Source organism: Leucobacter tardus (assembly GCF_017583045.1).
GTDB classification, from domain to species: Bacteria; Actinomycetota; Actinomycetes; order Actinomycetales; family Microbacteriaceae; genus Leucobacter; species Leucobacter tardus.
The window spans coordinates 502,869-526,661 of sequence record NZ_JAGFBF010000001.1 but is presented as its reverse complement, the minus strand read 5'-3'; the positions used below and the strand labels follow the sequence as shown (position 1 = coordinate 526,661).

At 68.1% G+C, this 23,793-nt stretch carries 26 protein-coding genes; 2 read left to right on the top strand and 24 right to left on the bottom strand.

Features of this window, described 5'->3' with window-relative positions; genetic code table 11:
* Positions 1 to 137 precede the first annotated feature (137 nt).
* Complete coding sequence (locus tag J4H85_RS02510) at positions 138 to 335, bottom strand: hypothetical protein (RefSeq protein ID WP_208236580.1); 198 nt, start codon at positions 333 to 335, stop codon at positions 138 to 140.
* 85 nt (positions 336 to 420) lie between these two features.
* Here J4H85_RS02510 and J4H85_RS02505 point away from each other — a divergent pair, with 85 nt between their 5' ends.
* The gene (locus J4H85_RS02505) at positions 421 to 783 is read left to right on the top strand and encodes a DUF7882 family protein (protein ID WP_441328005.1); all 363 of its coding nucleotides are present in this window, start codon (positions 421 to 423) and stop codon (positions 781 to 783) included.
* 451 nt (positions 784 to 1,234) lie between these two features.
* Here the strand turns inward: J4H85_RS02505 and J4H85_RS02500 are convergent, their stop codons facing one another.
* The 21 genes from J4H85_RS02500 to J4H85_RS02400 form a co-directional block, all read right to left on the bottom strand.
* Positions 1,235 to 1,636 (bottom strand): ribbon-helix-helix domain-containing protein, encoded by a 402-nt coding sequence (locus J4H85_RS02500; protein ID WP_208236576.1) that lies wholly within the window; start codon positions 1,634 to 1,636, stop codon positions 1,235 to 1,237.
* Positions 1,633 to 1,923, bottom strand: a complete 291-nt coding sequence (locus J4H85_RS02495) for a hypothetical protein (RefSeq protein ID WP_208236574.1) — start codon at positions 1,921 to 1,923, stop codon at positions 1,633 to 1,635. Before J4H85_RS02495 ends, J4H85_RS02500 begins: the two co-directional genes overlap by 4 nt.
* A 49-nt stretch (positions 1,924 to 1,972) precedes the next feature.
* Complete coding sequence (gene nrdH, locus J4H85_RS02490) at positions 1,973 to 2,239, bottom strand: glutaredoxin-like protein NrdH (protein ID WP_208236572.1); 267 nt, start codon at positions 2,237 to 2,239, stop codon at positions 1,973 to 1,975.
* Between the two features lie 813 nt (positions 2,240 to 3,052).
* Entirely contained in the window at positions 3,053 to 3,583 is a 531-nt protein-coding gene (locus tag J4H85_RS02485) for a hypothetical protein (RefSeq protein ID WP_208236570.1), read from the bottom strand.
* A gap of 96 nt (positions 3,584 to 3,679) precedes the next feature.
* Entirely contained in the window at positions 3,680 to 5,068 is a 1,389-nt protein-coding gene (locus J4H85_RS02480; protein WP_208236568.1) for a hypothetical protein, read from the bottom strand.
* Positions 5,065 to 6,225, bottom strand: a complete 1,161-nt coding sequence (locus tag J4H85_RS02475) for a DUF2510 domain-containing protein (RefSeq protein ID WP_208236565.1) — start codon at positions 6,223 to 6,225, stop codon at positions 5,065 to 5,067. The genes J4H85_RS02480 and J4H85_RS02475 overlap by 4 nt, the downstream gene beginning before the upstream one ends.
* An 81-nt stretch (positions 6,226 to 6,306) precedes the next feature.
* Positions 6,307 to 6,969: a DUF6320 domain-containing protein gene (locus tag J4H85_RS02470; RefSeq protein WP_208236563.1), complete on the bottom strand. Its 663-nt coding sequence runs from the start codon at positions 6,967 to 6,969 to the stop codon at positions 6,307 to 6,309.
* Positions 6,966 to 8,426 (bottom strand): alcohol acetyltransferase, encoded by a 1,461-nt coding sequence (locus J4H85_RS02465; protein ID WP_208236561.1) that lies wholly within the window; start codon positions 8,424 to 8,426, stop codon positions 6,966 to 6,968. The genes J4H85_RS02470 and J4H85_RS02465 overlap by 4 nt, the downstream gene beginning before the upstream one ends.
* Positions 8,423 to 9,379 carry an alpha/beta hydrolase gene (locus tag J4H85_RS02460; protein WP_243893301.1) on the bottom strand — a complete coding sequence of 319 codons (957 nt, stop codon included), beginning with the start codon at positions 9,377 to 9,379 and terminating at the stop codon, positions 8,423 to 8,425. Before J4H85_RS02460 ends, J4H85_RS02465 begins: the two co-directional genes overlap by 4 nt.
* 28 nt (positions 9,380 to 9,407) lie before the next feature.
* Positions 9,408 to 10,349 carry a 2-hydroxyacid dehydrogenase gene (locus J4H85_RS02455; protein WP_208236557.1) on the bottom strand — a complete coding sequence of 314 codons (942 nt, stop codon included), beginning with the start codon at positions 10,347 to 10,349 and terminating at the stop codon, positions 9,408 to 9,410.
* Positions 10,346 to 11,104, bottom strand: coding sequence for an SDR family NAD(P)-dependent oxidoreductase (locus J4H85_RS02450; RefSeq protein WP_208236555.1), 759 nt, complete (start codon positions 11,102 to 11,104; stop codon positions 10,346 to 10,348). Before J4H85_RS02450 ends, J4H85_RS02455 begins: the two co-directional genes overlap by 4 nt.
* Positions 11,105 to 11,168: 64 nt before the next feature.
* The gene (locus J4H85_RS02445; RefSeq protein ID WP_208236553.1) at positions 11,169 to 12,290 is read right to left on the bottom strand and encodes a pyridoxal-phosphate dependent enzyme; all 1,122 of its coding nucleotides are present in this window, start codon (positions 12,288 to 12,290) and stop codon (positions 11,169 to 11,171) included.
* A gap of 7 nt (positions 12,291 to 12,297) precedes the next feature.
* Positions 12,298 to 13,128 (bottom strand): amino acid ABC transporter permease, encoded by an 831-nt coding sequence (locus tag J4H85_RS02440; RefSeq protein ID WP_208236551.1) that lies wholly within the window; start codon positions 13,126 to 13,128, stop codon positions 12,298 to 12,300.
* The gene (locus J4H85_RS02435) at positions 13,125 to 13,775 is read right to left on the bottom strand and encodes an amino acid ABC transporter permease (protein WP_208236549.1); all 651 of its coding nucleotides are present in this window, start codon (positions 13,773 to 13,775) and stop codon (positions 13,125 to 13,127) included. The genes J4H85_RS02440 and J4H85_RS02435 overlap by 4 nt, the downstream gene beginning before the upstream one ends.
* Positions 13,776 to 13,840: 65 nt before the next feature.
* Positions 13,841 to 14,701, bottom strand: coding sequence for a glutamate ABC transporter substrate-binding protein (locus tag J4H85_RS02430; protein ID WP_208236547.1), 861 nt, complete (start codon positions 14,699 to 14,701; stop codon positions 13,841 to 13,843).
* A 56-nt stretch (positions 14,702 to 14,757) separates the two neighbouring features.
* Positions 14,758 to 15,534: an amino acid ABC transporter ATP-binding protein gene (locus J4H85_RS02425; protein WP_208236545.1), complete on the bottom strand. Its 777-nt coding sequence runs from the start codon at positions 15,532 to 15,534 to the stop codon at positions 14,758 to 14,760.
* 115 nt (positions 15,535 to 15,649) lie between these two features.
* Positions 15,650 to 16,063: a Fur family transcriptional regulator gene (locus J4H85_RS02420; protein ID WP_208236543.1), complete on the bottom strand. Its 414-nt coding sequence runs from the start codon at positions 16,061 to 16,063 to the stop codon at positions 15,650 to 15,652.
* The gene (locus J4H85_RS02415) at positions 16,060 to 16,920 is read right to left on the bottom strand and encodes a metal ABC transporter permease (RefSeq protein ID WP_208236541.1); all 861 of its coding nucleotides are present in this window, start codon (positions 16,918 to 16,920) and stop codon (positions 16,060 to 16,062) included. The genes J4H85_RS02420 and J4H85_RS02415 overlap by 4 nt, the downstream gene beginning before the upstream one ends.
* Entirely contained in the window at positions 16,917 to 17,804 is an 888-nt protein-coding gene (locus J4H85_RS02410) for a metal ABC transporter permease (RefSeq protein WP_307863332.1), read from the bottom strand. The genes J4H85_RS02415 and J4H85_RS02410 overlap by 4 nt, the downstream gene beginning before the upstream one ends.
* A gap of 2 nt (positions 17,805 to 17,806) precedes the next feature.
* Positions 17,807 to 18,598 (bottom strand): metal ABC transporter ATP-binding protein, encoded by a 792-nt coding sequence (locus J4H85_RS02405; RefSeq protein WP_243893300.1) that lies wholly within the window; start codon positions 18,596 to 18,598, stop codon positions 17,807 to 17,809.
* Positions 18,599 to 18,608: 10 nt separating this feature from the next.
* A complete protein-coding gene (locus J4H85_RS02400) occupies positions 18,609 to 19,778 on the bottom strand; it encodes a metal ABC transporter substrate-binding protein (protein ID WP_208236537.1) in 1,170 nt (389 codons plus the stop codon).
* A gap of 121 nt (positions 19,779 to 19,899) precedes the next feature.
* Between J4H85_RS02400 and J4H85_RS02395 the strand changes: the two genes are divergently transcribed.
* The gene (locus J4H85_RS02395) at positions 19,900 to 21,366 is read left to right on the top strand and encodes an amidase (protein WP_208236535.1); all 1,467 of its coding nucleotides are present in this window, start codon (positions 19,900 to 19,902) and stop codon (positions 21,364 to 21,366) included.
* Here the strand turns inward: J4H85_RS02395 and J4H85_RS02390 are convergent.
* Complete coding sequence (locus J4H85_RS02390; RefSeq protein ID WP_307863331.1) at positions 21,330 to 22,595, bottom strand: glycosyltransferase; 1,266 nt, start codon at positions 22,593 to 22,595, stop codon at positions 21,330 to 21,332. The genes J4H85_RS02395 and J4H85_RS02390 overlap by 37 nt on opposite strands.
* A 60-nt stretch (positions 22,596 to 22,655) precedes the next feature.
* Positions 22,656 to 23,789, bottom strand: a complete 1,134-nt coding sequence (locus tag J4H85_RS02385) for a bifunctional 2-methylcitrate synthase/citrate synthase (protein ID WP_208236533.1) — start codon at positions 23,787 to 23,789, stop codon at positions 22,656 to 22,658.
* Between the last annotated feature and the right edge of the window lie 4 nt (positions 23,790 to 23,793).

Here is a 23,793-nt window from a genome sequence, read left to right as displayed (position 1 = left end):
GGCCGGTACCTCAGTCCCTGAAAGCGATGTCAGCACCTTATACCTGTGGAACCCGGCGAACGCAAGCCAAGAACGAGGGCCTTGAAATCGGTCTTTTCCGCGCGTTAGAAGTTGGGGATCTGGTGCGGGAGAAAGGGTCATAAATGGGGTCTGAAACGAGCGACGTTTCCATCAGCGATGAGATTCGTGGCCGGGTAGGAAAGGCCGTCGGCCGGATCGAGGAATCTGTCGGAAAAAAGCATGATGATGATTTCGAGGTTCTGAGCGGTCGAGTTCGTCAGCGGAAAGCAGAGGCGCGTCTGCAAATGATCGAGGGAGCACCAGTCGACGAACATGAGTCGCACTCTCACGCTGCGAAGTCGGGTGGTTCGGACGTGGTCTGACCACGCCCGGTGAGAGCAACGTCTTGGTGTGCGGGTGATGGGGGTTCAAGCTGTGCCAGTGGGCATACTTCATTACGCGACTCAGGCATTCGATTTCAACGACGTGGTCCTCGCTCACTTGCGGTTCGTCGTGGTCCAGAAGATCCGCAAGCGTGAGTCTTTCTACGTGAACTGGACTCGCGACCCCGGTGTCGGGAGTGGCCGGGTGAGTATCTGGGTGTCCCCGGAAATTCCGCTCGCGTTCTACATGCCCGAGCTTGCTGAGAAGGACTGGCATCCGGAGTGGGTGGCGCAGATGATGGAAGAGGGCAACTCAGTGCACGGCATCACTGTGCGCGGAATCAGCACGAAAGACGCGCGGGAGCGTTCGCCTCGAGAGCGTTCTTTGCTCTCTGCTTGAACTGGGTAGGGGTGTAGGCGAGGTTCGGACTCTCACCTCAGAAACCCCGCCTACACGCTCACTCTAAACGGCGGTCGGTGCCCCGTTTATGACTCTTTGCGGTCTCGCCCGTGGCGATGTGTGAGATAAGTCCTATGCGCGCGCTCCCACTCCCGGCGTGCGCGGAGGGCTCGTTCTCGTCGCTCGCGCGATTCCGCCTCAATCGCGGAGAGTTCTGAGTTGAGTGCGAGGCGGTCGGCGCTTCTGCGTCGCACCTCTGCTTCGAGTTCTTCATCAGCACTCACTACCGCCTCCCTCGTCCCCTGTGGTGCAGCACTGAGTTACTGGTTTACTCCCTGATGTCTGGGAATCAAGGGCCTTTCGCGTGCGAACTCGCTATGAATCAGAGTTCGCACAAATTGACACACTCGCGAGGGAGACGGCCCCCGTGCGCCCCTCTCCCCTGCCTGCTTTATGAAGCTCTGAGGTACTGCGAGAGGGCTTCTCGCATGATGTCGCTGACGTTGGTGTGGTCGCGTTCGGCGCGCTCGGTGAGGGCGCGGTCGAGCTCGACGGGGAGGCGCACCTGTCGCTTGGGTGATTCGCCCTGGTGTTGGGCGGCTCCGAGCGAGTGGCGTCCGCGCATCACTTTGCGCACGTCGTCTGCGGTGACTGCCTTGGCGGGCGCGGCCGGGGTGGGTGTGCTGTGGTCGATGCGGCTCTCGTCGATGTCCGTGAGGAGCGCGTCGAGTTCTGCGTCTTCGGTCGCGCTTGCGAGGTGGGCGTGTTCGAGGGTGCTGTAGTTACCGTTCTCGGCGCGCGCTGCGAGCTCGCTATAGCGGCGCTGCTCGTCCGGCGTGAGTTGCGTGTTCATGGGTTCTCGCCTTTCCTTCTCGCGATGATTTCTTGCGCTCTGCGCCAGGTCTTGGGTCGCAAGTGCAGCACGTGGAACAGGTATGTGGTTTGCGGGATGCGGCGGTGCAGGAACACCTCAAGCATCTGCCCGTCGCGGGCTGGACCGATCACCAGGTCGACGATTTCCCCGGTCCCGTCTTGCGCCTTGTCGAAGCCCAGTAAGAACACTTTGCGGTTGCGCACTGCGTGCATCCCGTCGGCAATGGGATAGTGCTTCTCTGCGCTGTCCGCCCATTCGACCCCCATAGCTATAGTGTACTCCAATTTAAAGTAAAAGTGTAGTCCAGAAACGGGCTTATCGGCGCTCTGCCCGGTCCGCGTGCACCAGCTCCATCAGGTGTGATGCGAGCGCTGCAACCTTGTCGGGACGGAACCCCGACCAATGGTCGTCATCGGTGACCACGACAGGGGCCTGCATATATCCGAGGTTCTTCACCCATTCGAGCGCCGCGTCGTCTGCGGTGAGGTCCACTATTTCGTAGTCGAGCCCTTGGGCGTCGAGCGAGCTGTACGTCGCGGTGCACTGCACGCAGTCGGGCTTGCTGTAGACGGTGATCTGCATGGCTTCCGCCCCTTTCTGTACCCCTACTTTCGGTGGTACCCCTGACATTCACTCCCTCACGTTTTTTTGCCGTGAAGGCACGCATGTGCCGCTCGTCGCAGAGAGACTCGAGCAACCAGAGTGACGATCCCGCACGGCGTCAGACGGGCGAGAGCGTCACGTCAAGGACGCCCGCGTGCGGGTGGCCGGCTGGTTGAGAGGGGCTTGGCGCGACGTATGCTGCCTCCGGCTTCACGGCCCAAAAACTGGTGCGAAGCACTATTCGCAATTGGCGACCGCGCAGCGGTCGACCAACGGGGCCGGCCTCTGTCGCCGACCCTCCGGCCGCGAATGCGGACGGTGCAGCTCTGGGAGCTGCTGCCCTTTCATGGAGCCGAACCATATTTACAGGTTTACAGGCCTTTAAATAAAGGCTCTGCTCGAGTTACCTTGCTGGGGAGCGCGAGGGGCCGGCTGCTCGCTCTCCCCGGCAAGGTGGTGGGCTGCCCCTGGCTCAGCTCGTGGCGGGTTCCGGTTCGGGTACGTAGTGGGGGTCTCTGGGATCGTCGTTGATGCTGTGGGCTTCGATCCAGTAGTCCGCCATTCCGACGTTTCTCCCGGCTCGGTAGAGGTCGGCGAGTGCTTCGATTTTAGCTCGGATCTTGTGGACTCAGTCCGCAACGAGTCCGCAGGAGTGCCGATTCACGACTACTTTCACCTATTGCGAACAACCAACAAATCCGCATCATCATGCGGCAGATGAGCACCCACAATGATGATCAATCAGGGCGCGACGTAACACGCTGTTCTGACCCGCCTCAGGCAGGCGGAGCACTACCCCTGCCCGGACATCCCGGCGCGCACCGCCCGGTACGCCGTCAGGATCGCATCGGCATTGACGAGCGGCTCCGGGTGCGATGGGTCGACGGGGGCGAACGTGAGCGATCGGTCCGGCAGGTCGATGATGAAGCTCATGCGTGCGTGGCGCGGTTCCCCCTCGACGTCGTTGAAGGAGTTGTGCGACGTGCGCACCGACAGATTTCTGAGGTCGCCGAAACTGTGGAACTTCAGCTCGAAGCGCAGCTCCTCACCGTCCTCTTCCCCCATGCGCTTGGTGAGCAGGTGGAGGATGCCCTGCACCGTGATGACCGCGACCTGTCCGACGCCGTGCGCATTCAGTTGGCCCGAGAGCGCGAGTGCGCGTTCTCCGTCGTCGGTCGCGACGAGCAGACTCGAGACCATCTGCCCGAACGGGGTCCGGTCCGTCTCGGACTTCCTCGCCTGCTCGAGGCACTCCTCCCACCCCGGGAGCTGTGAGAGTCCGCGGATGAAGTCGTCGCTCGTACCGTTCTCGCCTGCAGTCATGGCATCAGTATGATTGCGGCGCATGCGGCACGCAACCGGAGCGGCTGGGAGCGGAATGTGGATGATCGTGCGGTCGCCGCGCACGTGCAGGCGTGGTCACTGCGACGCCGCCCACTCCTGCCACCCTGTTTCACTCAACGTCTCGTTCTGCAGCTTGGCGCGCAGCGCCATCGAGAACCCTCTGTCGCGATCGAGTGCCAGTTGCCACGGCGATCCCCCGGCGTCGGCGACGTACTGGTAGAAGCTCCCCGACGCGGCGTAGGCGATCCACGCATCCTCTGCTTGCAGACGTTCGTCCGTGATGGCCCCTTCGCCCTCCGCTGCGATCGCCGACCTCACCTCCGGTCGCGCGAAGGACGACTCCTCCAGACCGGCGACGTGTTCGAAGTACACGGCGAACCCCTCAGTCGGTGCCGACGAGCTCGGCATGCTGAGCTCGTAGGGCACCGCCGCCTCGTGCAGCACATGCGCGAACTCGTGGACGAAGGTGCTTTCACGCTGGCTCGCGCTCTTCGGCCCCATCGCGACGAGGGAACCCGAGCTCTGCGAGCCGGTCGCGACCTCGGGCGGGAGATCGCCGAAGGCGGAATTGCGCGGTCGCTCCGTCGCCCCGGCGAAGCCGGCCACGTCCATCTCGAGGTCGGCTCCGAACCAGCGCTGGAATCGTGCGTCATCGTCGGTGATCGCCACGACGAAACCGTCGATGGGAGCTTCGCCTCCGATCTGTTCCAGTGTCTCGAACGCGAGCTTCGCCGACGACTCGGCGAGGTCGGCGTTCGCATCGACGAGGGCACGCTCATCGTGCATGCCGTACAGCACGACATGTTCGCGCTCCACGACGTAGAGTTCCCCGTCGTCCCAGGGCTTCGGCGACCCGTTCGGTTCCAGCCCCGAGATGACCGCGTCGTCTCCCGTTCCCTCGAGGGTCAGCTTGTAGGTGAAATTCTGGGTGAGCTGCAGCCCCGCATCCTCGCTGCCGCTGCCGCGCACCGGGTGGGAGGCGAACGAGAGCTGACCCCCGAGCATGAGGAATGCCGGATCCTCGCCCTCGTCCATCGTGTCGATGTCGTCGAAGGACTGGGCGAACGAGATGGTGCGCCCGAGCTGTTCGGTCCCGTCCCACCACCGTGCCAGAGCCTCCGCGCCCTGACCGGTCGCCACGGAGAGGAACTGCTCGCGGTCGCCGGCGGCGAGCGCCTCGTTCAGTGTCTTGCTCCACTCGAGCTGCAGGGATTCGCTCTCGATGTCGGCGAGCGGTCGCCACTGGCCCAGTCCGTCGTCCGGCAGGTCGGCCGCCGCACCGTCTGCCGCGGAGGGCCAGGTCACCCACGCCACGGTACCCATGATCGCGAGCAGCACCACCGTGACGCCTGCGATGATGAGCTGGGCGACGCCTGCTCGGCGATTGCTCGGGCGACGCTCACGCTCCGTCGCTGCAGATCCCTGATCGCCGCGCGTCTCGGCCGACTGCGGCACCTCGCTCACTCGTCCGCTCCTTCGGTCTTCGAGATGTAGATGAGCCGGGAGGTCATGCGCTGGTCCTGATCACCGTCGAGCTCGGCACTCGCGAACGTGAACACGTACTCCCCCGAAGCCGTCTGCAACGCGTACTGCGAGAGCGGCGGCAACTGCTGCGAGAACCCGAGATCGATCTGCGTGACCTCACGGGGCAGAAAGTTGGAGTTTAGTGCATCGATCACCGGGAACGCATCGACGAGCGGTTGCTCCTCGGCCGACTCCGAGTGCCCGATGCTCTCGGCGTATTCGGGGACGCAGTTCGAAACGATCTCACCGTCGACGCGTGCCGAATGCGAAAGCTCCTCGAGCGCTCGGATCGGGTCGTAGCAGATGTTCCCATCGATATTGCGATCGTAGGGCTGCGTGAGATCCGACGTGAACCACTCTGCCTCGACCGACTCCTCCACGTCGGACCCCGCGTCGGGAAGAGTCAGACTCGTCACGCGCCAGGGCCCCACGCTGCTCGGATCCGCCCCTCCGTCGGAGCGCGACGCCCGGTCGGAATCGAAGTAGAACGGTCGCGTCAGCCAGATCACCTGCTCGGCGGTCGCGTGCTGCTCCCTGCCGTACGCGGTGTAGGTATAGGTGAGGGTGAGGGGCGCCGAGGCGACGTCGTATCTCGCGGCGGATTGCCGCCACGCCGGCCCGTCGAACGTGAGCTCGCCAACCTCGTACTCGATGCTGAGGTCGATGGCCTCCGCCGTGATCGGATCCCCGCCGATCGGCGCGCCGGTCTCCACGACGCGCTGCAGATGCGGCCCCGCGTACTCGCGCCAATCATCATCGCTCGTCGTTGCCGAGGCGAGAAAACCGTCGAGCACCTGCTGCGCCTGACCTCGGTGCGCACCCTGATGCGTCTGCGTCAGTACGATCGGTGCGGCGATGAGGAGGGCGACACACACCCCGAGCACGAGGAACGTGCGGAGCGTCCAGATGCGCGGACCGCGCTCACGGGCACGCGGGGCGGATGCGACGCGGGTGCCGATCGCGGGCTCGGCGGGTGCTGCGGGCGGCACGACAGGTGCCGTATGCGCGGTCCACTGCGCACCGTCCCAGAATCGCATCAGTCCCGGAGCGCCCGGGTCCGGGTACCACCCGGCCGGAGGCAGGCTTCCGCTGGTCACAGACACTCATCCGTTCTGCAGTATTCGACAACGTTATGACGCTCCGGAGTATACCCAGGACACGCGGCGGCCTCCACCGCCTCAGAGGTGGAAGCGCTTCGCCAGCTCGTGGCGGATATGTCGGGCGCGGCTGACGTGGAGCGGCAGTGCCATCACGCTGAGCGCGATGCAGATCACCGACGGGATCGGGGTCCCGACCCAGTCGAGGGCGAGAAACACGATCGGAGCAAGGCCGAGCAGTACGGTGAGCACGCTGTAGACGATGTACTCGCCGATGTCGGTCCGCATGATCCGAACCGTGATCACGAGGGCGACGATCGCGAACGCGCACATGATCGGTACCGCGTAGGTGAGGGACCACCCGTGCCACCCGGTGAGGTAGTCCCAGTAGACGCAGACCGAGCCGACGAGCACGAGCAGGTAGAGCGTGCCCTTCGCCACGTTGCGGCGCTTGCGCACCGCCATGAGCACGACGAGCCACATGGCGACGACGCCGAGCCAGATCGACCGGAGCACGCCGACTCCGGCGTCTCCGTGACGGAACAGGAGCTGCACGACGAATGAGGCGAGGATCACCCCGAGCGAGACGAGGAAGAGCACCGTGAGGATGCGCCGTCGCGAGAACTGCAGCGGGACGTTGGGAATCGGGCTCGGCGACGGCACGCCCGTCACCGCGCTTCCGCACAGCGGGCACTGCCCCCACTCCCCCTCGATACCGACGTCGCACGCCGTGCAGCGGCTCATCGGGACGCCTCCGGGGACGGCTCGTCGGCGAGCTCCGGCTCCGTGACGCGCGCCGCTGCGACGCTCACCTCGACACCGTTCTCGGACAGCCGGCGTGCGAACTCGCGAATGTACCCGGTCTCCGTGAACGGCGACGTGAACGTCACCACGAGCCGGCCGGCGTGCGAGATCGCGCAGAACTGCGGACGCACCGCGGAGACGTGGAAGAGCATGCGCTCGACATGGGCGTTCACCGTCTCGGGCAGGGCGACGCGACCGAGGTTCGACACCGCGACCGTGAGCCCCCGGTTGCTGGCTCGGTTCACGAGCCCGAGCAGGAGGTCTTTCAGCGGTCTCGGAACGACACGGAGCGCGAGCGCCCGCTCGAAGCGCACGAAGCGGCGCAGTCGGCGCTGCAGCGCCTCTGAGGTGACCTGCGGCCGGAACTGCCGATCGAGCGAGCGGCAGACTGCGTCGAGATCTTCGGGATCATCGCCGTAGGTGTGCTCCACGCGCACGGTCGCGAAGAAGTTGCGCGCCGACGTCGACGGGAAGAACTGTCGCAGGTTCACCGGGATCGACGCCGAGAGCGTGCGCTCGGCACCGAGATCACCGGCCGAGCGCCTGATCGAGTCGAAGAACAGCGCTGTCAGGTAGACGGTGAGCGACACCCCTGCGGCTCGGGCGAGCGTCAGGGCCTCCTCTGCCGGCAGGGTGAGCTCGACGGCGCGCGGACGGTTGTCCGGCGTCCGAGTGCCGCGCACCCGGTGCACCCGACTCGTCGAGGCGCCCACGATGCGACCGAACCCGCGCGGTTCGGGAGGCGTCGGCGCCGGGGGCGCCTCCAGGAAAGGTTCGGCATTCCGCTCGTCACGGCGCTGCCGCCGCGTCAGTCGGAAGTACTGGGCGAAGCTGTCGTCGGAGAGATATTGGGCCGGGTTCTCGGCGGTCTCGGCGATCCCCGCCTCGGGATCGGGCCGCCGCCCGGCAAGCTGCCCCGGGTCGAACGGCGTCACCGAGGCGACACCGATCTGCTCGGTCGTGATCAACTGCTGTCCCGGGGATCGGAGCCTCACATACGCGCTGACGAGATCGGTGAGGAACCAGAGCGCGCCCGTGCCGTCGGAGAGGGCGTGGAAGACCTCGAGCACGATCCTGCGGCGATGGTGCACCACCCGGAAGAGCAGCGTCCGCCGGTCCGCCTGATAGATCGGCGCGCAGGTGTGCTGCGATTCGGCGACGACCCGTGGCCGCAACTCGCTGTCCTGCAGGTAGTACCAGAAGATGCCGCGGCGCAGCACCGCACGGTACAGCGGATAGTGATCGTAGGTCGTATCGAGCGCCATCTGCAGCACGTCGGGATCCACCTCGTGGTCCAGTTCCGCGCTGATACGGAACACCTTCGGGTCGACCTCGCTCCGTGCCGCCAGGAAGACGTTCGACGCGTTGTCCAACCGGACCCAGGACCGGCGATTCACGCTGCCGACTCCGCGCCTCCGGCGCTCGACGCGCGGGCCGGAGGATCCTGATCGAGGAAGTCGTTGACCACCTCGTAGGCGTCTCGCAGCGCGCGCGAGAACCGCGGGAGCGCGATGAACCCGTGGAGCGCACCGGGGACCCGATGCACGCGCACCGTGTTCCCCGCTGCTTTGAGGGCGCTCGCGTAGGCCTCCGCTTCATCGCGCAGCAGGTCGAACTCGGCGGTGATCATCAGGGTGTCGGGTTGCCCGGTCAGGTCCTCGGCCATGAGGGGAGCGACGAGCGGTGAGCGCCGCTCGACGGGATCCGGCACGTAGAGCTCCAGGTAGTCCTGCACCTCGGTGTTGGTGAGCCGGTAGTCCTCGCCATGTGCGCGCACCGACGGGAACGGCGAGGTCTCGGGGTCGTGGTCCCAGTGCGTGACGGGGTAGAGCAGGACCTGACGCGTCGCGCCCGGATGACCCATCGCCCGCAGCTGCAATGAGACCACCGCAGCGAGATTGCCGCCCGCCGAATCGCCGACGAGCACGATCTGATCAGCGCGGGCGATCCCCGCCCGCTGCGGGTCGTCGAGCAGCACCCGGGCCACGCGCACGCAGTCATCGAGCCCGGCGGGGAACGGGTGCTCGGGCGCGAGGCGATAGTCGACCGAGGCGACGACGCACCCCGTCAGATCGGCCATGGCGGCGCAGGCCGGCGTGTAGCTCTCGATGTCGCCGGTGACCCAGCCGCCGCCGTGGAAGAAGAGCAGCACTTCGTCTCGACGCTGCTCCTTCGGCTGGAACACGCGCACCGGAATCCGGTGCGTCCCGTCCTCCGAAAGAACCTGCCGGTCGAACACGCGGTAGCGCGATACGGGCCGTGCGGCCAGGCGCCGCTGGAAGCGGCGCACCTTGGGGTAGTCCTCGCGCATGTTCAACCGCGGCGAGAACAGACTGACGAGAGCGCGCATGAGCGGGTTCATGAGAGCACGACGACGCTCACGCGTCCCAGCTGCCGAGCACCAGGTTCTCGGGCGTCTCACCCGCCTGGAGGTGGGCGATCTGGCGTCGGATCAGCCGCGCCATGCGCGGCACCATCGCCGTCGAGGCACCCCCCACGTGGGGGCTGATCAGCGCGTTGTCGCACGACCACAGCGGGTGTCCGGCCGGCAGCGGTTCGGGGTCGGTGACGTCCAGGGCAGCCCGCAGACGCCCGGACTGCAGTTCGGCGACGAGCGCATCGGTATCGACGACCGGTCCGCGGGCGACGTTCACGAGCAGCGCCCCGTCGGGCATCGCGGCGAACATCGACGCGTCGAAGAGCCCGCGCGTATCGTCCGTCAGCGGAACCGCGACGATGACGACCTCGGCTTCGGCGAGCCGTGCGGGCAGCGCGTCGATGCCGTGCACCTCGACGGTGTCGCCCGCGAGGTTCTGTGCCCGACGCGCGGACCGGGCGACGCGGGTGATCGAGACCTCGAACCCCGAAAGCCTCGCCTCGATCGCCTGCGACACTCCGCCGTAGCCGACGAGCAGCACGCGCCGGTCGGCGAGACTCGGCTGCCGATCGTTGCGCCACTCCCCGGTCGCGGCATCGCGCACGAACTGCGGGATGCCGCGCTGCGCGGCGAGCGTCAGCGTGAGCGCGAGCTCCGCCGTCGACGTCTCGTGCACCGTCACCGCGTTCGCGAAGGGCGCGTCGACGGGCAGTGCGTCGGTCACTCCATCGATGCCGATGGACTGCCACTGGATCAAGCGCACGTCGACACAGCTCAGGTGCCGCAAGGGGGCGACGCCGTACATGTACGGGGGCACCACGATGTCGAACCGCTCGCGCGGGGCGTCGCCCTGCATCTCCCAGTCGACGATGTCGACTCCGGAGACCTCGCCGACGGCTCGGCGGAGTTCGGCGCTCGGCAGGGAGACCACGAGTTCGCTCATGATTCGAGTCTAGGGGGCGTCGCCGTGCCGAACCCGCTGAGCAGACCTCCTGCGGTCTCGCCCCCGTCGATCACGAACTCCTGGCCGGTGATGAACGCGGCGTCGTCCGATGCCAGGAAGGCGAAGAGCGCGGCGACCTCTTCGGGCAGCCCGAAGCGGCGGAGCGGAATGCTGGCCGCCTGCTCGGCCCCCGCCGTCATGAGGGGCGTCTGCACGTAGCCGGGGCACACGGCGTTGACCCGGATCTCGGGGGCGAGATCGAGCGCCATGCAGCGCGACATCTCGAGCACCGCCGCCTTGCCCGAACTGTAGATCGCGTGCTCGCGGTACCCGACGATCCCGTTGGTCGAGGCGGTGTGCAGCACCACTCCGCGACCGCCGGCCCGCATCTGCCGAGCGGCAGCCTGGGCCACGAGGAACGCGCCGTCGACGTTCACGCTCATGACCCGACGCCAGTCGGCGACGGGGATCTCGGTGAAGTCGTGCCTGGCGTTCACCCCGGCGTTGTTGATGAGCACGTCGAGGGGCCCGTGATCGCGCGCGATCCCGGCGAAAACGTCCTCCACGTTCTCGGCATCGGAGACATCGACGCGGATCGATGCCGCGATCCCGGGCAGCTCTTCACCCAGCGCGGCGAGCGCCGCCGCATCGATGTCGAGCGCGACGACCCGTGCCCCTTCCTCGACGAAGCGTCGCGCCGTGGCGCGACCGATCGCTCCGGCCGCTCCGGTGATCGCGACAAGTGTGCCGCTCAATCCGCGCATCGTGCCTCTTCTCCCGCTGACGTCTGCAGACCTCATCCTGTCAGACGCGCCCGGGTCAGGCCGCGGAGGACTTCAACCCGCTGCCCGTCAGCACGACGACGGCGGTCTCACCGGGCTGGATCGTGCCTCGGCCGCGCAGGTGCGTGAACGCGGCGGCGGCCGTTGCACTCGTCGGCTCGACGAACCATCCCTGCGCCGCGAGCGCAGTCCGAGCAGCAAGGATCTCGTGCTCGGCGATGGCGATCGTGCATCCGCCCGTCTCACGGATGGCATCGAGAATCTGGGCCGCGCGCAGCGGTTTCCGGATCGCGGTCCCTTCGGCGACCGTGGGGGCGACGGGCCGATCCGCATCGCCGTGGAACGCCGCGTCGATGGGCGAGCAGTTGAGCGGCTGCGCGGCGTGCAGGCTCGGCATGCGAGCGATCTGACCGGCGCGGTAGAGCTCGGCGAACCCGAGGGCGCACCCGAGCAGGCTGCTGCCCGCGCCCACCGGCACGACCACGTGGTCCGGGGCGTCGAAGCCGAGATCCTCCCAGATCTCGTACGCGAGGGTCTTCGTCCCCTCGAGGAAGAGCGCCTGCCAGTTGTGACTCGCGTAGCGCGGCCCGCTGTCCGCCGCGGCGATCGCCGCCTCCTGGGAGGCTTCGCGCGGGCCGGATACGAGCTCGATCGTCGCACCGTACGCCCGCGCCTGTGCGAGCTTGGCCGGCGACGTGCTCGCGGGGGCGAACACCGTCACGTCCATCCCCGCAGCGGCTCCGTAGGCCGCGATCGCCGCGCCGCCGTTGCCCGAACTGTCCTCGATGAGGGAGGCGACCCCCTGCTCGCGGAGGATCGACACCATGACGCTCGCGCCGCGATCCTTGAAACTGCCCGTCGGACTGAACCACTCGAGCTTGCAGTGCGCGAGGCCTCCGGCGAGCTCGCGCGCCACGAGAGGCGTGCACCCCTCGCCCAGCGAGACCGGGTCCGCAACGTCGACGGGGAGCGCGGCGCGATAGCGCCAGAGACTGCGATCGGTGCGCGCGATATCGTCGCGCGCGATCCCCGACCCCCGCGAGATCATGAGCGGCGAACCGTCGGCGGACCGCCAACGCGGTTCGTCGATCGGAAACTCCGCCCCCGTGACCGGATCACGGTACACGGGGGCGGCTCGCTCGGGTCCCACGAACTGCATATGCGACTCAGCGGGTGCTGCGCTTCGCCGCGATGCGATGCGTGCGGCGTCCGATCCACGAGACGGTGAGGTTGATCAGCAGGTACACCGTGATGGCCACCAGCCAGAACGTGAACATGTAGCTGTTGCCGTAGTAGTTGCTCAAGTTCTGAATGGTGCGGGCCAACTCGTTGTAGGCGACGATGTAGCCGAGCGACGTATCCTTCAGCAGCACCACCATCTGCGCGATGATCACCGGCAGCATCTGGGTGAACGCCTGCGGAAACTCGATGAGCAGTCGCGTGCGCACCGGCGTGAGTCCGATCGAGAGCCCGGCTTCGCGCTGCCCCTTGCCGAGCGACACGATGCCGGCGCGCAGCGCTTCACCGATGATCGCGCCGTTGTAGACCGCCAGCGCGACCACCACGGCCCAGAAGGCGCCGCTCGCCGCGACGAGCAGGATGAAGAGCATCATGAGCAGCACCGGCATGCCGCGGAAGAACTCGAGCACGATCGCGACCGGGATCCGGATCACCTTCGACTCGGCGAGCCTGCCGAACGCGAAGAGGATGCCGATGATCATCGCGCCCACCATGGCGGTCGCCGCGGCGCGGATCGTGAACCAGGCCCCGCGCGCGACGGTCTCCCAGACCACCGGATCGCCGAGCACGTCCCAGCGGGACGCGTCCCAGGTTCCGGGCGTCTCGTTGCCGTTGGCGGCGACACGGGGCTGGCCGAGGATCCAGACCACCCAGGCGAGCAGGCCGACGAGGGCGAGCGTGCCCACGACGGAGATGATCAGCGAACGCCTGCGGGCCTTCGGGCCGGGGGCGTCGTAGAGGACTGTGGCCTGACTCATCGCAGCACCCGCACCTTCTTCTCGATCTGCCCGGCGATCAAGCCGAGCGGCACCGTGATCACGAGGTAGAAGACCGCGACTCCCGCCAGGATCGCGATGACCGCGCTGCCGTACTGGTTCGTGAGCGTCCGCGCCGTGAGGAACAGCTCGGTCACGAAGAAGCCGCCCGCCACCGAGGTGTTCTTCGTCAGTGCGATGAAGACGTTGATGAGCGGGGGGATCACCATGCGCAGCGCCTGCGGCAGCACGATGAGGGTCAGCGTCTGCCCGAAGGTGAGACCGATCGATCGTGCGGCCTCCGCCTGACCCACCGGGACACCGTTGATGCCGGAGCGCAGCGCTTCGGCGACGAAGGGCGACGTGTAGATCGCGAGCCCGATCGTCGCGAGAATCACGTACGGCGGCCGCTCAGCCACGATGAGCGGCAACACGAATGTCATGAAGAACAGCAGCAGCGTGAGCGGGATGTTCCGGACGAGCTCGGTGTACGCCGTGGCGAACATGCGCAGCGAGCCCACGGGCGAGATGCGCATCGTCGCGACCAGCAGGCCGATCGCCATCGCCCCCAGTCCCCCGAAGATCAGGAGCCGGAGCGTCATCAGGAACCCTGAGAGCACGGCGCCCATATTGTCGAACAGCACTTCCACGGTGCGCTGATCCTCTCGATCGGATCGGATCGGGCGGCGAGGGTGACCCCCGCCGCCCGTCTGAATCAGTAGCGGTCGACTGCCGGCGGTTCCGGCGTGGTCAGCACGGCCCCGGCCGTGCCTTCCCAGGCCTCGGCCCAGCGGCCGTCCTCGTAGGAGGCCTCCAGCGTGTCGTTGATGAAGTCGCGGAACTCGGTGTCGTCGATCGCCAGGCCGATACCGTAGGGCTCGGACGTGAACGGGTTCTCGATGACCTCGAACTCGCCCTCGTTCTGGTCGGCGAGACCCGCGAGGATCACGTTGTCGGTGGAGACCGCGACGACCTCGCCGGAGCGCAGCGGCTCGAGGCAGTTCGAGTACGTGTCGGTCTCGAGCACCTCGACGCCTTCGGCGCGCAGGTTGTCGGCCGAGGTCGAACCCGTGGCCGAGCAGACCTTCTCGCCCTTCACGTCTTCGATGCCCTCGATGCCGTCGGGGTTGCCCTCGAGCACGAGCAGATCCTGACCCGCCTCGTAGTACGGCCCGGCGAACGAGACGACTTCCTTGCGCTCGTCGTTGATCGTGTATGTCGCGATGACGATGTCGACCTGCCCGTTCTCGATGAAGGGCTCGCGGTTGGCCGAAACGGTTTCGACCCAGTCGATGTTCCCGGCCTCGATGCCGAGATCCGCTGCGATGATCTTGCCGATCTCGACGTCGAAGCCCTCGGGCTCGCCGCTCGGGCCCATGAGGCCGAACAGCGGCTGATCGAACTTCGTGCCGATCGTGATGGAGCCCGCTTCGTTGAGGCTGGCCATCGTCGTCCCCGCCTCGAACTCGGCGTCCTCGACCGGAGCCGGATCCTCGCCGCTTCCCCCGCCTGCGCAGCCCGCGAGCGTGAGGGCCCCGGCCGCAGCGAACACTGCTGCGTACTTGTGGATTCGCATGGGTCCTTGCCTTTCTGTGATGTCCCGGCAGCGCCGGATGGTCGTTCTCGAGTCGGTCAGTGACCGAGGATCTTCGACAGGAAGTCTTTGGCGCGCGACGTCTGCGGGTCGGTGAAGAACTGCTCGGGCGTCGCTTCCTCCACGATCTGGCCGTCCGCCATGAAGAGGATGCGATCGGCGGCGCGCCGGGCGAAACCCATCTCGTGCGTCACGGCGACCATGGTCATGCCCTCGTTCGCCAGGCCGATCATGACCTCGAGCACCTCGTTGATCATCTCGGGGTCGAGTGCCGAGGTGGGCTCGTCGAGCAGGATCAGCTTCGGATCCATCGCCAGCGATCGCGCGATCGCTGCGCGCTGCTGCTGGCCGCCCGACAGCTGGGAGGGATACTTCTTCGCCTGGTTCGCGATGCCGACGCGGTCGAGCAGGCGCATGGCCTTCTCTTCGGCGTCCTTCTTGCTGAGACCCCGCACCTTCATCGGCCCGAGCGTCACGTTCTCGAGGATCGACTTATGGGCGAACAGGTTGAACTGCTGGAACACCATGCCGACGTCGGCACGGAGCGTCGCCAGCGCCTTGCCCTCTTCGGGCAGCGGCTTCTCGTCGATCGTGATGGTGCCGGAGTCGATCGTCTCGAGGCGATTGATCGCGCGGCACAGCGTCGACTTGCCCGAGCCGGAAGGGCCGAGAACCACGACCACTTCACCGCGCCCGACACGCGTATTGATGTTGTTCAAGACGTGCAGGTCGCCGTAGTGCTTGTTCACCTCGTCGATCACCACGAGGGGCTCTCGGTTGTCGCGGGGAACCCGCACCACTGTCGTCTCTGCCATGGGCAGAATCCTATGACTGAGAGCCACCTGTATAAAAGCCCGCGACGAAGTCGTTACCTGCCCGTCATCATCCGGTCTCGAGAGATCGAGGTCGTCTCATTTCTCCGGACGGGTGTCAGGAATCGGATCCCGTCTGCAGACGCTGGCAGCGCTCGCAGATACCGAAGAGGTCGACGACGTGCTCGATCTCGGCGAACCCCTGCTCGGCGGCGACCTTCTGCGTCCATTCCTCGACCACTTCGGCCTGCAGCTCGCGGGTATCACCGCACCGCCGGCAGATGAGGTGATGGTGGTGGCCCTCCATCACGCAGGATCGGAAGAGGTTCTCGCCTTCGGGCGACTGCAGCGAGTCCGCCTCGCCCGAGTCGCTGAGCCCGCTGAGCGCCCGGTACACGGTCGCGAGTCCGATCGTGGACCCGTGGTCGCGCAGAGTCTGGTGCAGCTGCTGGGCGCTCACGAAACCGCGGGCCTCGGCGAGCGCCGCACGCACCGCCTCGCGCTGCCACGTGTTCCGCTGCGGTGCGCTCATCCTGCTCGAACCTCCGTCGTCGCTCGACCCGGCGCGGGCCCGTCGCCCCGCCGTCGTGCGAGCACAGTACCACCGTAGCGAAGTGCGCGCACCGCGAGCGCCAGGAGGAACACCAGCGTCACCGCGACGCCGACCGCACCGCCGGCCGCGATGTCGAACGCGCGCGACGCCCAGAGGCCGAGCACGCCCGAGCCGACGCCGAGCACGGCGGCGATCGGCGGGATCCAGCCCACACTCGGCGCGACCGCTCGCGCCGCCGCTGCGGGGCCGATGATGATCGCGACGCCCAGGATGGCGCCCACCGCCGGCATGGCGACGACCACGGCGCCCGCGATCACGATCGTGACGACCAGTTCCACCGGCCACTCGCGAAACCCGCTCGCACGGAATCCCACGGCATCGAAGGTGTGCAGCAGGATTCGACGCCACCACAGCGCGAGCAGCACCAGGCCCCCGATGAGCGTTGCGGCGGTCGCCGCGACGTCGCCCGTCGAAACGCCGAGCGGCGATCCCACGAGCAGCGCTTCGACCGGAACCCCGATACCCGAATAGACGCTCGAGAGCAGCGTGCCGAGCGCGAAGCCGAACGCGAGCACGATGCCGCTCGCCACCTGCCTGCCCTGACCGGGCACCCGCGCGAGCAGCGTCATGATCGCGACGAGCAGGCAGGCGAAGAGCGCCTGCCCGAGCAGCAGGTTCCACCCCAGCACCGCGAAGATCACGCCGCCGGGGAACGTCGCATGACTGAGCGCCACCGCGAAGAACGAGCGGCGCCGCAGCACGATGAGCGTGCCGGCGATCCCCGAGAGCAGGCCGAGGAGCGCGATCTCGAGCGTGGCGAGGGCGAAGTAGCTCACGCGCGCACCTCCGCTCCGCGACTCCCGCTGCGCGCACGGGCGACACGGGAGCGCGCGAGACTCGCCAGCACGGCGACCACGTAGAGCGCGACCAGCATGAGCACGATGATGGCGCCCGGCGACACCGAGGCGCCGGCCACGACGGACCAGTCGAACGCGAGCCACAGACCCACGACCCCCGCGAGAAGCGGCACGCCGATCGCGATGGGCACGAGCAGCGCGAAACGTCGCGAGACGAGTCTCGCGGTCGCCATCGGCACCGTGAGCAGCGCGATGACCATCAGCACCCCGAGCGCCTGCACCCCGGCGACGACGAGCAGGGCGACCGCCGCACCGAGCCACAGGTCCGTGGCAAGGGGGCGGTACCCCGAAGCGGAGAAACCGTCGGGATCGAACGCCCGGAAGACCTGCGCCCGCCACGTGCACGCGATGATGATGAGCGCCAGCGCGGCGACCGCGACGATCTGCCACAGCTGCGCGGCCGTGACGGTCAGCAACCGCCCGAACAGCAGATCCTGCAACTGGGAGACGTAGCCGTCCTGCCGCGACACGAGCACCACGCCGAGACTGAACATTCCGGTGAGTACCACCGCGATCGCGGCGTCCGAGCTCACGCCGCCCCGCCACTCGAGCACGGTGAACAGCACCGCTGCGAGGAGCGCCGCCACCACGGCTCCCGGAAGGACCCCGGCGGTCCCGCCGAGCGCCGAGCCCACGACGAGGCCGGGGAAGACGGCATGCACGAGCCCATCGCTGACGAACTCCAGCTCGCGAAAGCTGATGCAGAGACCGACGACACCCGCGGCCACGGCGAGCACCGCCACCGTGATGAGCGCGCGGCTCATGAACGGCAGAGCGAAGATCTCGAGGAGTGAGGCGTCCACGCCTACTCGAGTTCCCGCGACGTCGTCACCGTGTGGTGGTCGAGTTCGACGGTGGTGTCCTGGAACGCGTGCGCCACCGCTTCCAGCGTGAGCGCCTCGTCGAGCGAACCGAAGGCGGCCGGGTGGCCGGGTTGCGTCGGCGTGTGCCCGCTGGCGAGCAGCAGGACGTGCGTGCACGCCCGCTTCGCGATCTCGAGGTCGTGCGTGGAGACGATGATCGTGCGTCCCTCGGCGCGCAGCTCCTGCACCAGCGACAGCAGCACCTCGCGGTTCTCGCGGTCGAGGCCGTTGAACGGCTCGTCCAGCAGCAGCAGTTGCGGGTCGGCGACCAGCGCCCGCGCGAGAATGCCGCGCTGCTGCTGTCCGCCGGACAGTTCGCCGAATCGTCGCCCCGCGAAGTCCGCGAGCCCCACACGGGCGAGCGCCTCGCTCACCGCACGACGACCCGATGCACCGACGGGTCGTACCGGACCGAGCGATCGGTACAGGCCCATGGTGACGACGTGGCGCAGCGTGACCGGCAGCGTGGTGTCCCGGCTGTCCGCCTGGGGCAGCGATCCCACGAGGCGCCTCGCGTGCCGCGGGGACTGACCGAGCACCTCGATCTCACCGCTCGTGAGTTCGGCGAGGCCGAGGATCCCGCGCAGCAGCGTCGACTTGCCCGACCCGTTCGGGCCGATCAGCGCGACCGCGCTGCCGGCGGGCAGGTCGCCCGAGAGGTGCTCGACCCGCGTGACCCCCTGGTAGCCGAATGCGGCGTCGCGGAGCGCGAGGGCTGGAGCGGCGGCTGGCATAGCCGCCATTCTACGACTCGAGGTCCGCCGGCACCGCGTCAGGGGTGACGCCCCACGCTTCGAGCATCAGCTGCGTGTTGTGCACCGTCGCGCCGACATAGGTCGCGGCATCCGTGTCTTCGGCGCCCAGAGAATCGGCGTAGAGGGAGTCGCTGTCGACGACCTCGACGCCCGCCTCCTGAGCGATGGTCTCGGCGAGCTTCGGGTTCATCGACGACTCGACGAACACCGCTTTCACACCCTGTTCTTCGATCTCGTGGACCAGGGCATCGATCTCGGACGCGCTCGGCTCGGCGTTGTCCTCGAACGACGGCAGGATCGAACCCGCGAATGCGATGTCGTAGTCGTGCAGGTAATAACGCAGCGAGTCGTGCCCGCTCACCATGATGCGATCCGCCTCGGGAACCTTCGCCATCTCGGTCGACACCCACTCGTCGAGCGCGTCGAGCTTCGCGGTGTAGGCCTCACCCCGCGACGTGAAGTCGTCGGCGCGATCGGGATCCGCGGCGACCAACCCGTCCATGACCTCGGTGGCCATGCCCTTGGCGTACTGCGGCGAGGTCCAGAGGTGCGGGTTCACCGGACCGTGATCGTGGTCGTGCTCCTCGTCGCCGGATTCGGCGTGCTCGTGATCGTGCGCGTCGTCGTGACTCGCGTCGCCCTCGTCGGCGTGCTCGTGGTCATGCCCGTCGTCGGCGTGATCGTGCTCCGCGGCGTGCTCGGCTTCCGAGGTGATCGCTTCGGCCTCGGCGAGGTCGACGCCCTGGCTGGCGTCGACGAGCGTGCCGTCGAACCCTGAAGCCTCGATCGCATCGTCGATGAAGGTTTCGAGACCCGCACCGTTCACGATGAGCACGTCGGCCTGCCCGAGCGCGAGCAGGTCGTCGGGGGACGGGTCGTAGTGGTGCGCGGATCCGCCGGCGGGAAGGAGCCCGGTGAGTGCGATGTCATCGCCGCCGATCTCCTGCGCGAAGTCGGTGAGCTGCGTCGTGGTCGCGACGACCTGCAGCTGGTCTCCGTCCGCCTCGCCCGCGCCGGACGACGCGCACCCGGCCAGGCCGAGCGCTGCGGCGAGCGCGACGGCGGATCCGGTCACGAGGCGTCCGCGCCCGGGGTGCGCGGACGACGGGGAGGTGAGCGAGGAGTGCGCGCTGCGCAGCGCGTCGGAGAAGTGCGACATGAAGCTCTTTCGTCGAGGAACTTCCCCACTCTAATGCGCATGAGAATCGTTCGCAAGAGTACGTCGGCGAGCGGGCCGGCACCGCCGCGCGCGAGCCCGCTGCGCGGATTAAGCTGATCGGATGGGCGACTTCGCAGACCTCGACCGCGCGCGCGATCCGTTGCGCGCACTGCGCGACGCGATCGGCAGCGGTGATGTGTCCGCCCGCGCGGCGACCGAGGCCGCGCTCGAGCGTGCCGCGCAGCGGGCCGACCTCGGCGCCTTCGTGACACTGACGGCGGACCGCGCGCTCGCGGCAGCCGACCGGGCGGATGCGCGCTGGCGCGGCGCCGCGTTCGACGTGGCGCACGCGCACGGGGCGCACCGCGCGCTCCCTCCGCTCCACGGCGTTCCCCTCGCGCACAAGGACCTCGTCGACGTCGCGGGCGCCCCCACGACGCGCGGCAGCGCCGCGTTCCCCCACGCCACTGCCACCGCGGATGATCCGGGGGTCGCGCAGCTGCACCGCTCGGGGGCGGTGTCCATCGGCAAGACGCAGGTGCCCGAGTTCGGACTCACCGGCTACTCCGAGAATCGCATCGCGGCTCCGACACGGAACCCGCACGATCCGCGTGTGACCGCGGGAGGCTCATCCGGCGGCAGCGCCGCCGCGGTCGCAGCAGGCATCCTCACCGCCGCCCCTGCCAGCGACGGCGGCGGCTCGATCCGGATCCCCGCGCTCGCCTGCGGTCTGATCGGCCTGAAGCCGGGACTCGGAGCGATCCCGACCGATGTACTGCGTGGCCGAAGCGACACGTTCGGAGCGCCGAAGCTCGGGGTCTCCGGCCCGCTCGCCCGATCCGCGCGCGACGCGGCGCTCCTCTTCGACGCCATGCGGGCGGACCCGACCGAGTCGACGCTCACCGCCGTCGAGACATCGGAACAGCTCGAACACCTCGCCATCGGCGTCAGCACGGCGACGCCGTTCGAGAGCGCCTCCCCCACGCCGTTCTCGGCGCCGGCGCTCGCGGCGCTCGACGAGGCACGCCGGCGGCTCGAGGCGCGGCACCGGGTCGACGCCGCCGAGTTCCGCTACGACCCCGACTACCCCGAGCTGTTCACCGACGTCTGGACCGCGAGCCTGTCGCTCCTCGAGGTGCGCGACACCGCCGCGGAAGAGCTGCTCATGCCGCTCACCCGCAGCTTCCGGGAACGCGCCCTCGCCCGCTCGGTCGCGCAGCACCGCGAAGCGGGGGCACGGATCACGCGCTTCGCCGCCGACGTCCGCGCGCAGTGGGGCGCGTTCGATGTCGTGCTCACACCTGGCCTCGCGATGGACCCTCCACCGATCGGCGCGTTCCTCGCGCGGTCACCCGAAGCGGACTACCGGCTGCAGTGCGAGTGGGCGCCGTGCACCTCGATCGTCAACGTCTCGGGCCTCCCGGCGGTCGCGGTGCCGCTGCTCGAGACCCCCGCGGGCCTCCCGTTCGGCGTTCAGTTGATCGGCCGCATGGGCAGCGAGACGATGCTCCTGCAGCTCGCCGCTCAGCTCACCGAGGAAGCGCCGCTGCGTTATCGCCCCGCAGCGTCCGCGAGGAGATCGCGGTAGACGCGCGCCAGTTTGCGCGCCGAGGCCCGCCAGTTGCGGGTGAGCGCGAAGCGCCTCGCCGCCTTGCCCATGCGCGTGGCGAGCTCCTCGTCCGCGAGGAGACGATCGATCGCCGCGGCCCAGACCTCCGGATCGTCGCCGGTCAGCAGCAGACCGGTCTCGCCGTCCACCACCGACTCGCGCAGACCGCCGACGGAGCGCGCGATCACCGGAATTCCCGAGGCCTCGCCCTCGAGCGCGACGAGGCCGAACGTCTCGGAGTGGGAGGGCATGAGCACGAGCGTGGTGCGACGGAGTCGCTCGGCGAGATCCTGTCGCCGCAACGCTCCGTCGAAGGCGACGGTCGCGAGCATGCCAGACTCAGCGACGAGCTCGTGCAGGCTGCGGGCGTAGTCGTCGCCGTCGGGCGGCGGCACGCCGATGACGCGCAGCACCGGACGTCGCTCGGCGGGAATCGCGGCGACCGCGCGCACGGCGAGATCGACGCCCTTCAACGGGTGCAGCCGCCCCGCGACAAGCACCTCGGGTCGCCCGCCGCGGTCAAGCCATTCGCGGCGCTCGGCGCACTCCCCTGGCTCGCACGGACGGAACATACGCGTGTCCACGCCGAGCGGCACTACGCGCACCCGGTCGGGGTCGGCACCGAGCCGACCGAGGATCGTCGCGCGTTCCGCTTCGCTGACCGCGACGACGAGGTCCACCTCGCCCGCGAGCCGCTTCTCTCCCGCCAGCCGTCCGGGGGACTCGGGTCGCTCGCCCTCGGTCAGCGGCGAATCGGGGTCGGCCGCGATGCTGTGGTAGCTCTGCACGAGCGGAATGCCGAGTGCGCGCGCCGCAGGCAGCGCCGCGATCCCCGAGAACCAGTGCTCGGCGTGCAGCACGTCGCACGGATGCTCCTGCAGGTGCGCGGCGAGCGCGACGCCGAACTCCTCCATCAGCGCTTCGTGGTCGCCCTTGGCGAGCAGGCGCGGCGGACCGACATCGAGGTGCCGCACCGTGACACCGCTCGACAGCTCCACCGTCTCGGGCAGGTCGGGTGAACTGCGCCGGGTGATCAGTTCGACCTCGTGCCCGAGTCTCGCGAGCTCCGCAGCCTGATGCACGACGACCACGTTCATCCCGCCGGCGTCCTTCGTTCCCGGCTCATCGAGCGGGGAGGTGTGCAGGACGACGAAGGCGATCCGCAGTGCGGGCTCGTGCGCGTCTGCCGACGCGAGCTGATCAGTCACCCGTACGACGTTACGGCGTCGCGACCGGGCGCGCCACCTGGGCGACGCGCCCGGTGCGGCTCACCCCTCGATGTGACGCTCGTCCGGCCCGTTGTAGTCGGAGAGCGGGCGGATCAGCGCGTTCGCTTCGGCCTGCTCCATGATGTGCGCCGTCCACCCCGTGATGCGCGCCGCGATGAAGAGCGGCGTGAAGGTGACGGTGTCGAAGCCGAGCAGATGGTACGCCGGTCCCGACGGGTAGTCGAGGTTCGGGTAGATGCCCTTCCGCTCGACGAACTCGCGCTCGAGCGCCGCCGCCAGATCTCCGACATCCGAGCGATCGTAGTGCTCGACGAGCCGGTCGAGGGCGGCCTGCATCGTCGGCACCCGGGAGTCGCCGTTCTTGTAGACGCGGTGCCCGAAACCCATGATCTTGCGCTTCTCGGCGAGCGCCTCGTCGAGCCACGACTCCACTCTCTCGGCGCTGCCGATCTCGTCGAGAATGTGCATGACCGCCTCGTTCGCGCCGCCGTGCAGCGGCCCCTTGAGCGCACCGATCGCCCCGGTCACCGCCGAGTAGAGATCGGAGAGGGTCGACGTGATGACGCGAGCCGTGAACGTGGACGCGTTGAACGAGTGCTCCGCGTAGAGAATCATCGACCGGTTGAACGCGTCGACCTCGACCTCGGCGGGCTCGCGACCGAACACCATCCACAAGAAGTTCGCCGCGTAATCGAGATCGTCGCGCGGTTCGACGAGCTCCTCATGGCGACGGCGACGCTGACCGTACGCGACGATCGCGGGGAGCGCGGCGAAGAGCTCGATGCTGCGCGCACGGTTCTCCTCGGGCGTCCCCGACGCATCGAGCACCGATCCGGATCCGGCGAGGCTCCGCGCGCCGATCACGCTGACCGCCGTACGCGCCTCGTCCATCGGGTGCGCATCGAGCGGCAGGAGATCGATCGCCGCGCGCACCTCCGGATCGAGCGCACGGTACCGGCGCTCTTCCGCGCGCAGCCCCGCCAGCTCATCCGCGGTCGGCAGTTCACCGCTCCACAGCAGATGCGCGACCGCTTCGAAGGACTGCGTGTCCGCGAGTTCCTGCACGGGGTACCCCCGATACAGCAGGCTGTTCGTCTCGGGGTTGACCTTCGAGATCGCGGTCACATCGACGACGACGCCGACGAGGCCCTTCTTGATATCCGCATCCGCCATGGTG

What these genes read in the sequence shown, in the direction of transcription:
- J4H85_RS02510 (WP_208236580.1), bottom strand. Translation starts at nt 335, where the DNA reads ATGTTCGTCGACTGGTGCTCCCTCGATCATTTGCAGACGCGCCTCTGC.
- J4H85_RS02505 (WP_441328005.1), top strand. Translation starts at nt 421, where the DNA reads ATGGGGGTTCAAGCTGTGCCAGTGGGCATACTTCATTACGCGACTCAG.
- J4H85_RS02500 (WP_208236576.1), bottom strand. Translation starts at nt 1,636, where the DNA reads ATGAACACGCAACTCACGCCGGACGAGCAGCGCCGCTATAGCGAGCTC.
- J4H85_RS02495 (WP_208236574.1), bottom strand. Translation starts at nt 1,923, where the DNA reads ATGGGGGTCGAATGGGCGGACAGCGCAGAGAAGCACTATCCCATTGCC.
- nrdH (WP_208236572.1), bottom strand. Translation starts at nt 2,239, where the DNA reads ATGCAGATCACCGTCTACAGCAAGCCCGACTGCGTGCAGTGCACCGCG.
- J4H85_RS02485 (WP_208236570.1), bottom strand. Translation starts at nt 3,583, where the DNA reads ATGACTGCAGGCGAGAACGGTACGAGCGACGACTTCATCCGCGGACTC.
- J4H85_RS02470 (WP_208236563.1), bottom strand. Translation starts at nt 6,969, where the DNA reads ATGAGCCGCTGCACGGCGTGCGACGTCGGTATCGAGGGGGAGTGGGGG.
- J4H85_RS02460 (WP_243893301.1), bottom strand. Translation starts at nt 9,379, where the DNA reads ATGCGCGCTCTCGTCAGTCTGTTCTCGCCGCGGTTGAACATGCGCGAG.
- J4H85_RS02455 (WP_208236557.1), bottom strand. Translation starts at nt 10,349, where the DNA reads ATGAGCGAACTCGTGGTCTCCCTGCCGAGCGCCGAACTCCGCCGAGCC.
- J4H85_RS02445 (WP_208236553.1), bottom strand. Translation starts at nt 12,290, where the DNA reads ATGCAGTTCGTGGGACCCGAGCGAGCCGCCCCCGTGTACCGTGATCCG.
- J4H85_RS02440 (WP_208236551.1), bottom strand. Translation starts at nt 13,128, where the DNA reads ATGAGTCAGGCCACAGTCCTCTACGACGCCCCCGGCCCGAAGGCCCGC.
- J4H85_RS02430 (WP_208236547.1), bottom strand. Translation starts at nt 14,701, where the DNA reads ATGCGAATCCACAAGTACGCAGCAGTGTTCGCTGCGGCCGGGGCCCTC.
- J4H85_RS02425 (WP_208236545.1), bottom strand. Translation starts at nt 15,534, where the DNA reads ATGGCAGAGACGACAGTGGTGCGGGTTCCCCGCGACAACCGAGAGCCC.
- J4H85_RS02420 (WP_208236543.1), bottom strand. Translation starts at nt 16,063, where the DNA reads ATGAGCGCACCGCAGCGGAACACGTGGCAGCGCGAGGCGGTGCGTGCG.
- J4H85_RS02405 (WP_243893300.1), bottom strand. Translation starts at nt 18,598, where the DNA reads ATGCCAGCCGCCGCTCCAGCCCTCGCGCTCCGCGACGCCGCATTCGGC.
- J4H85_RS02400 (WP_208236537.1), bottom strand. Translation starts at nt 19,778, where the DNA reads ATGTCGCACTTCTCCGACGCGCTGCGCAGCGCGCACTCCTCGCTCACC.
- J4H85_RS02395 (WP_208236535.1), top strand. Translation starts at nt 19,900, where the DNA reads ATGGGCGACTTCGCAGACCTCGACCGCGCGCGCGATCCGTTGCGCGCA.
- J4H85_RS02385 (WP_208236533.1), bottom strand. Translation starts at nt 23,789, where the DNA reads ATGGCGGATGCGGATATCAAGAAGGGCCTCGTCGGCGTCGTCGTCGAT.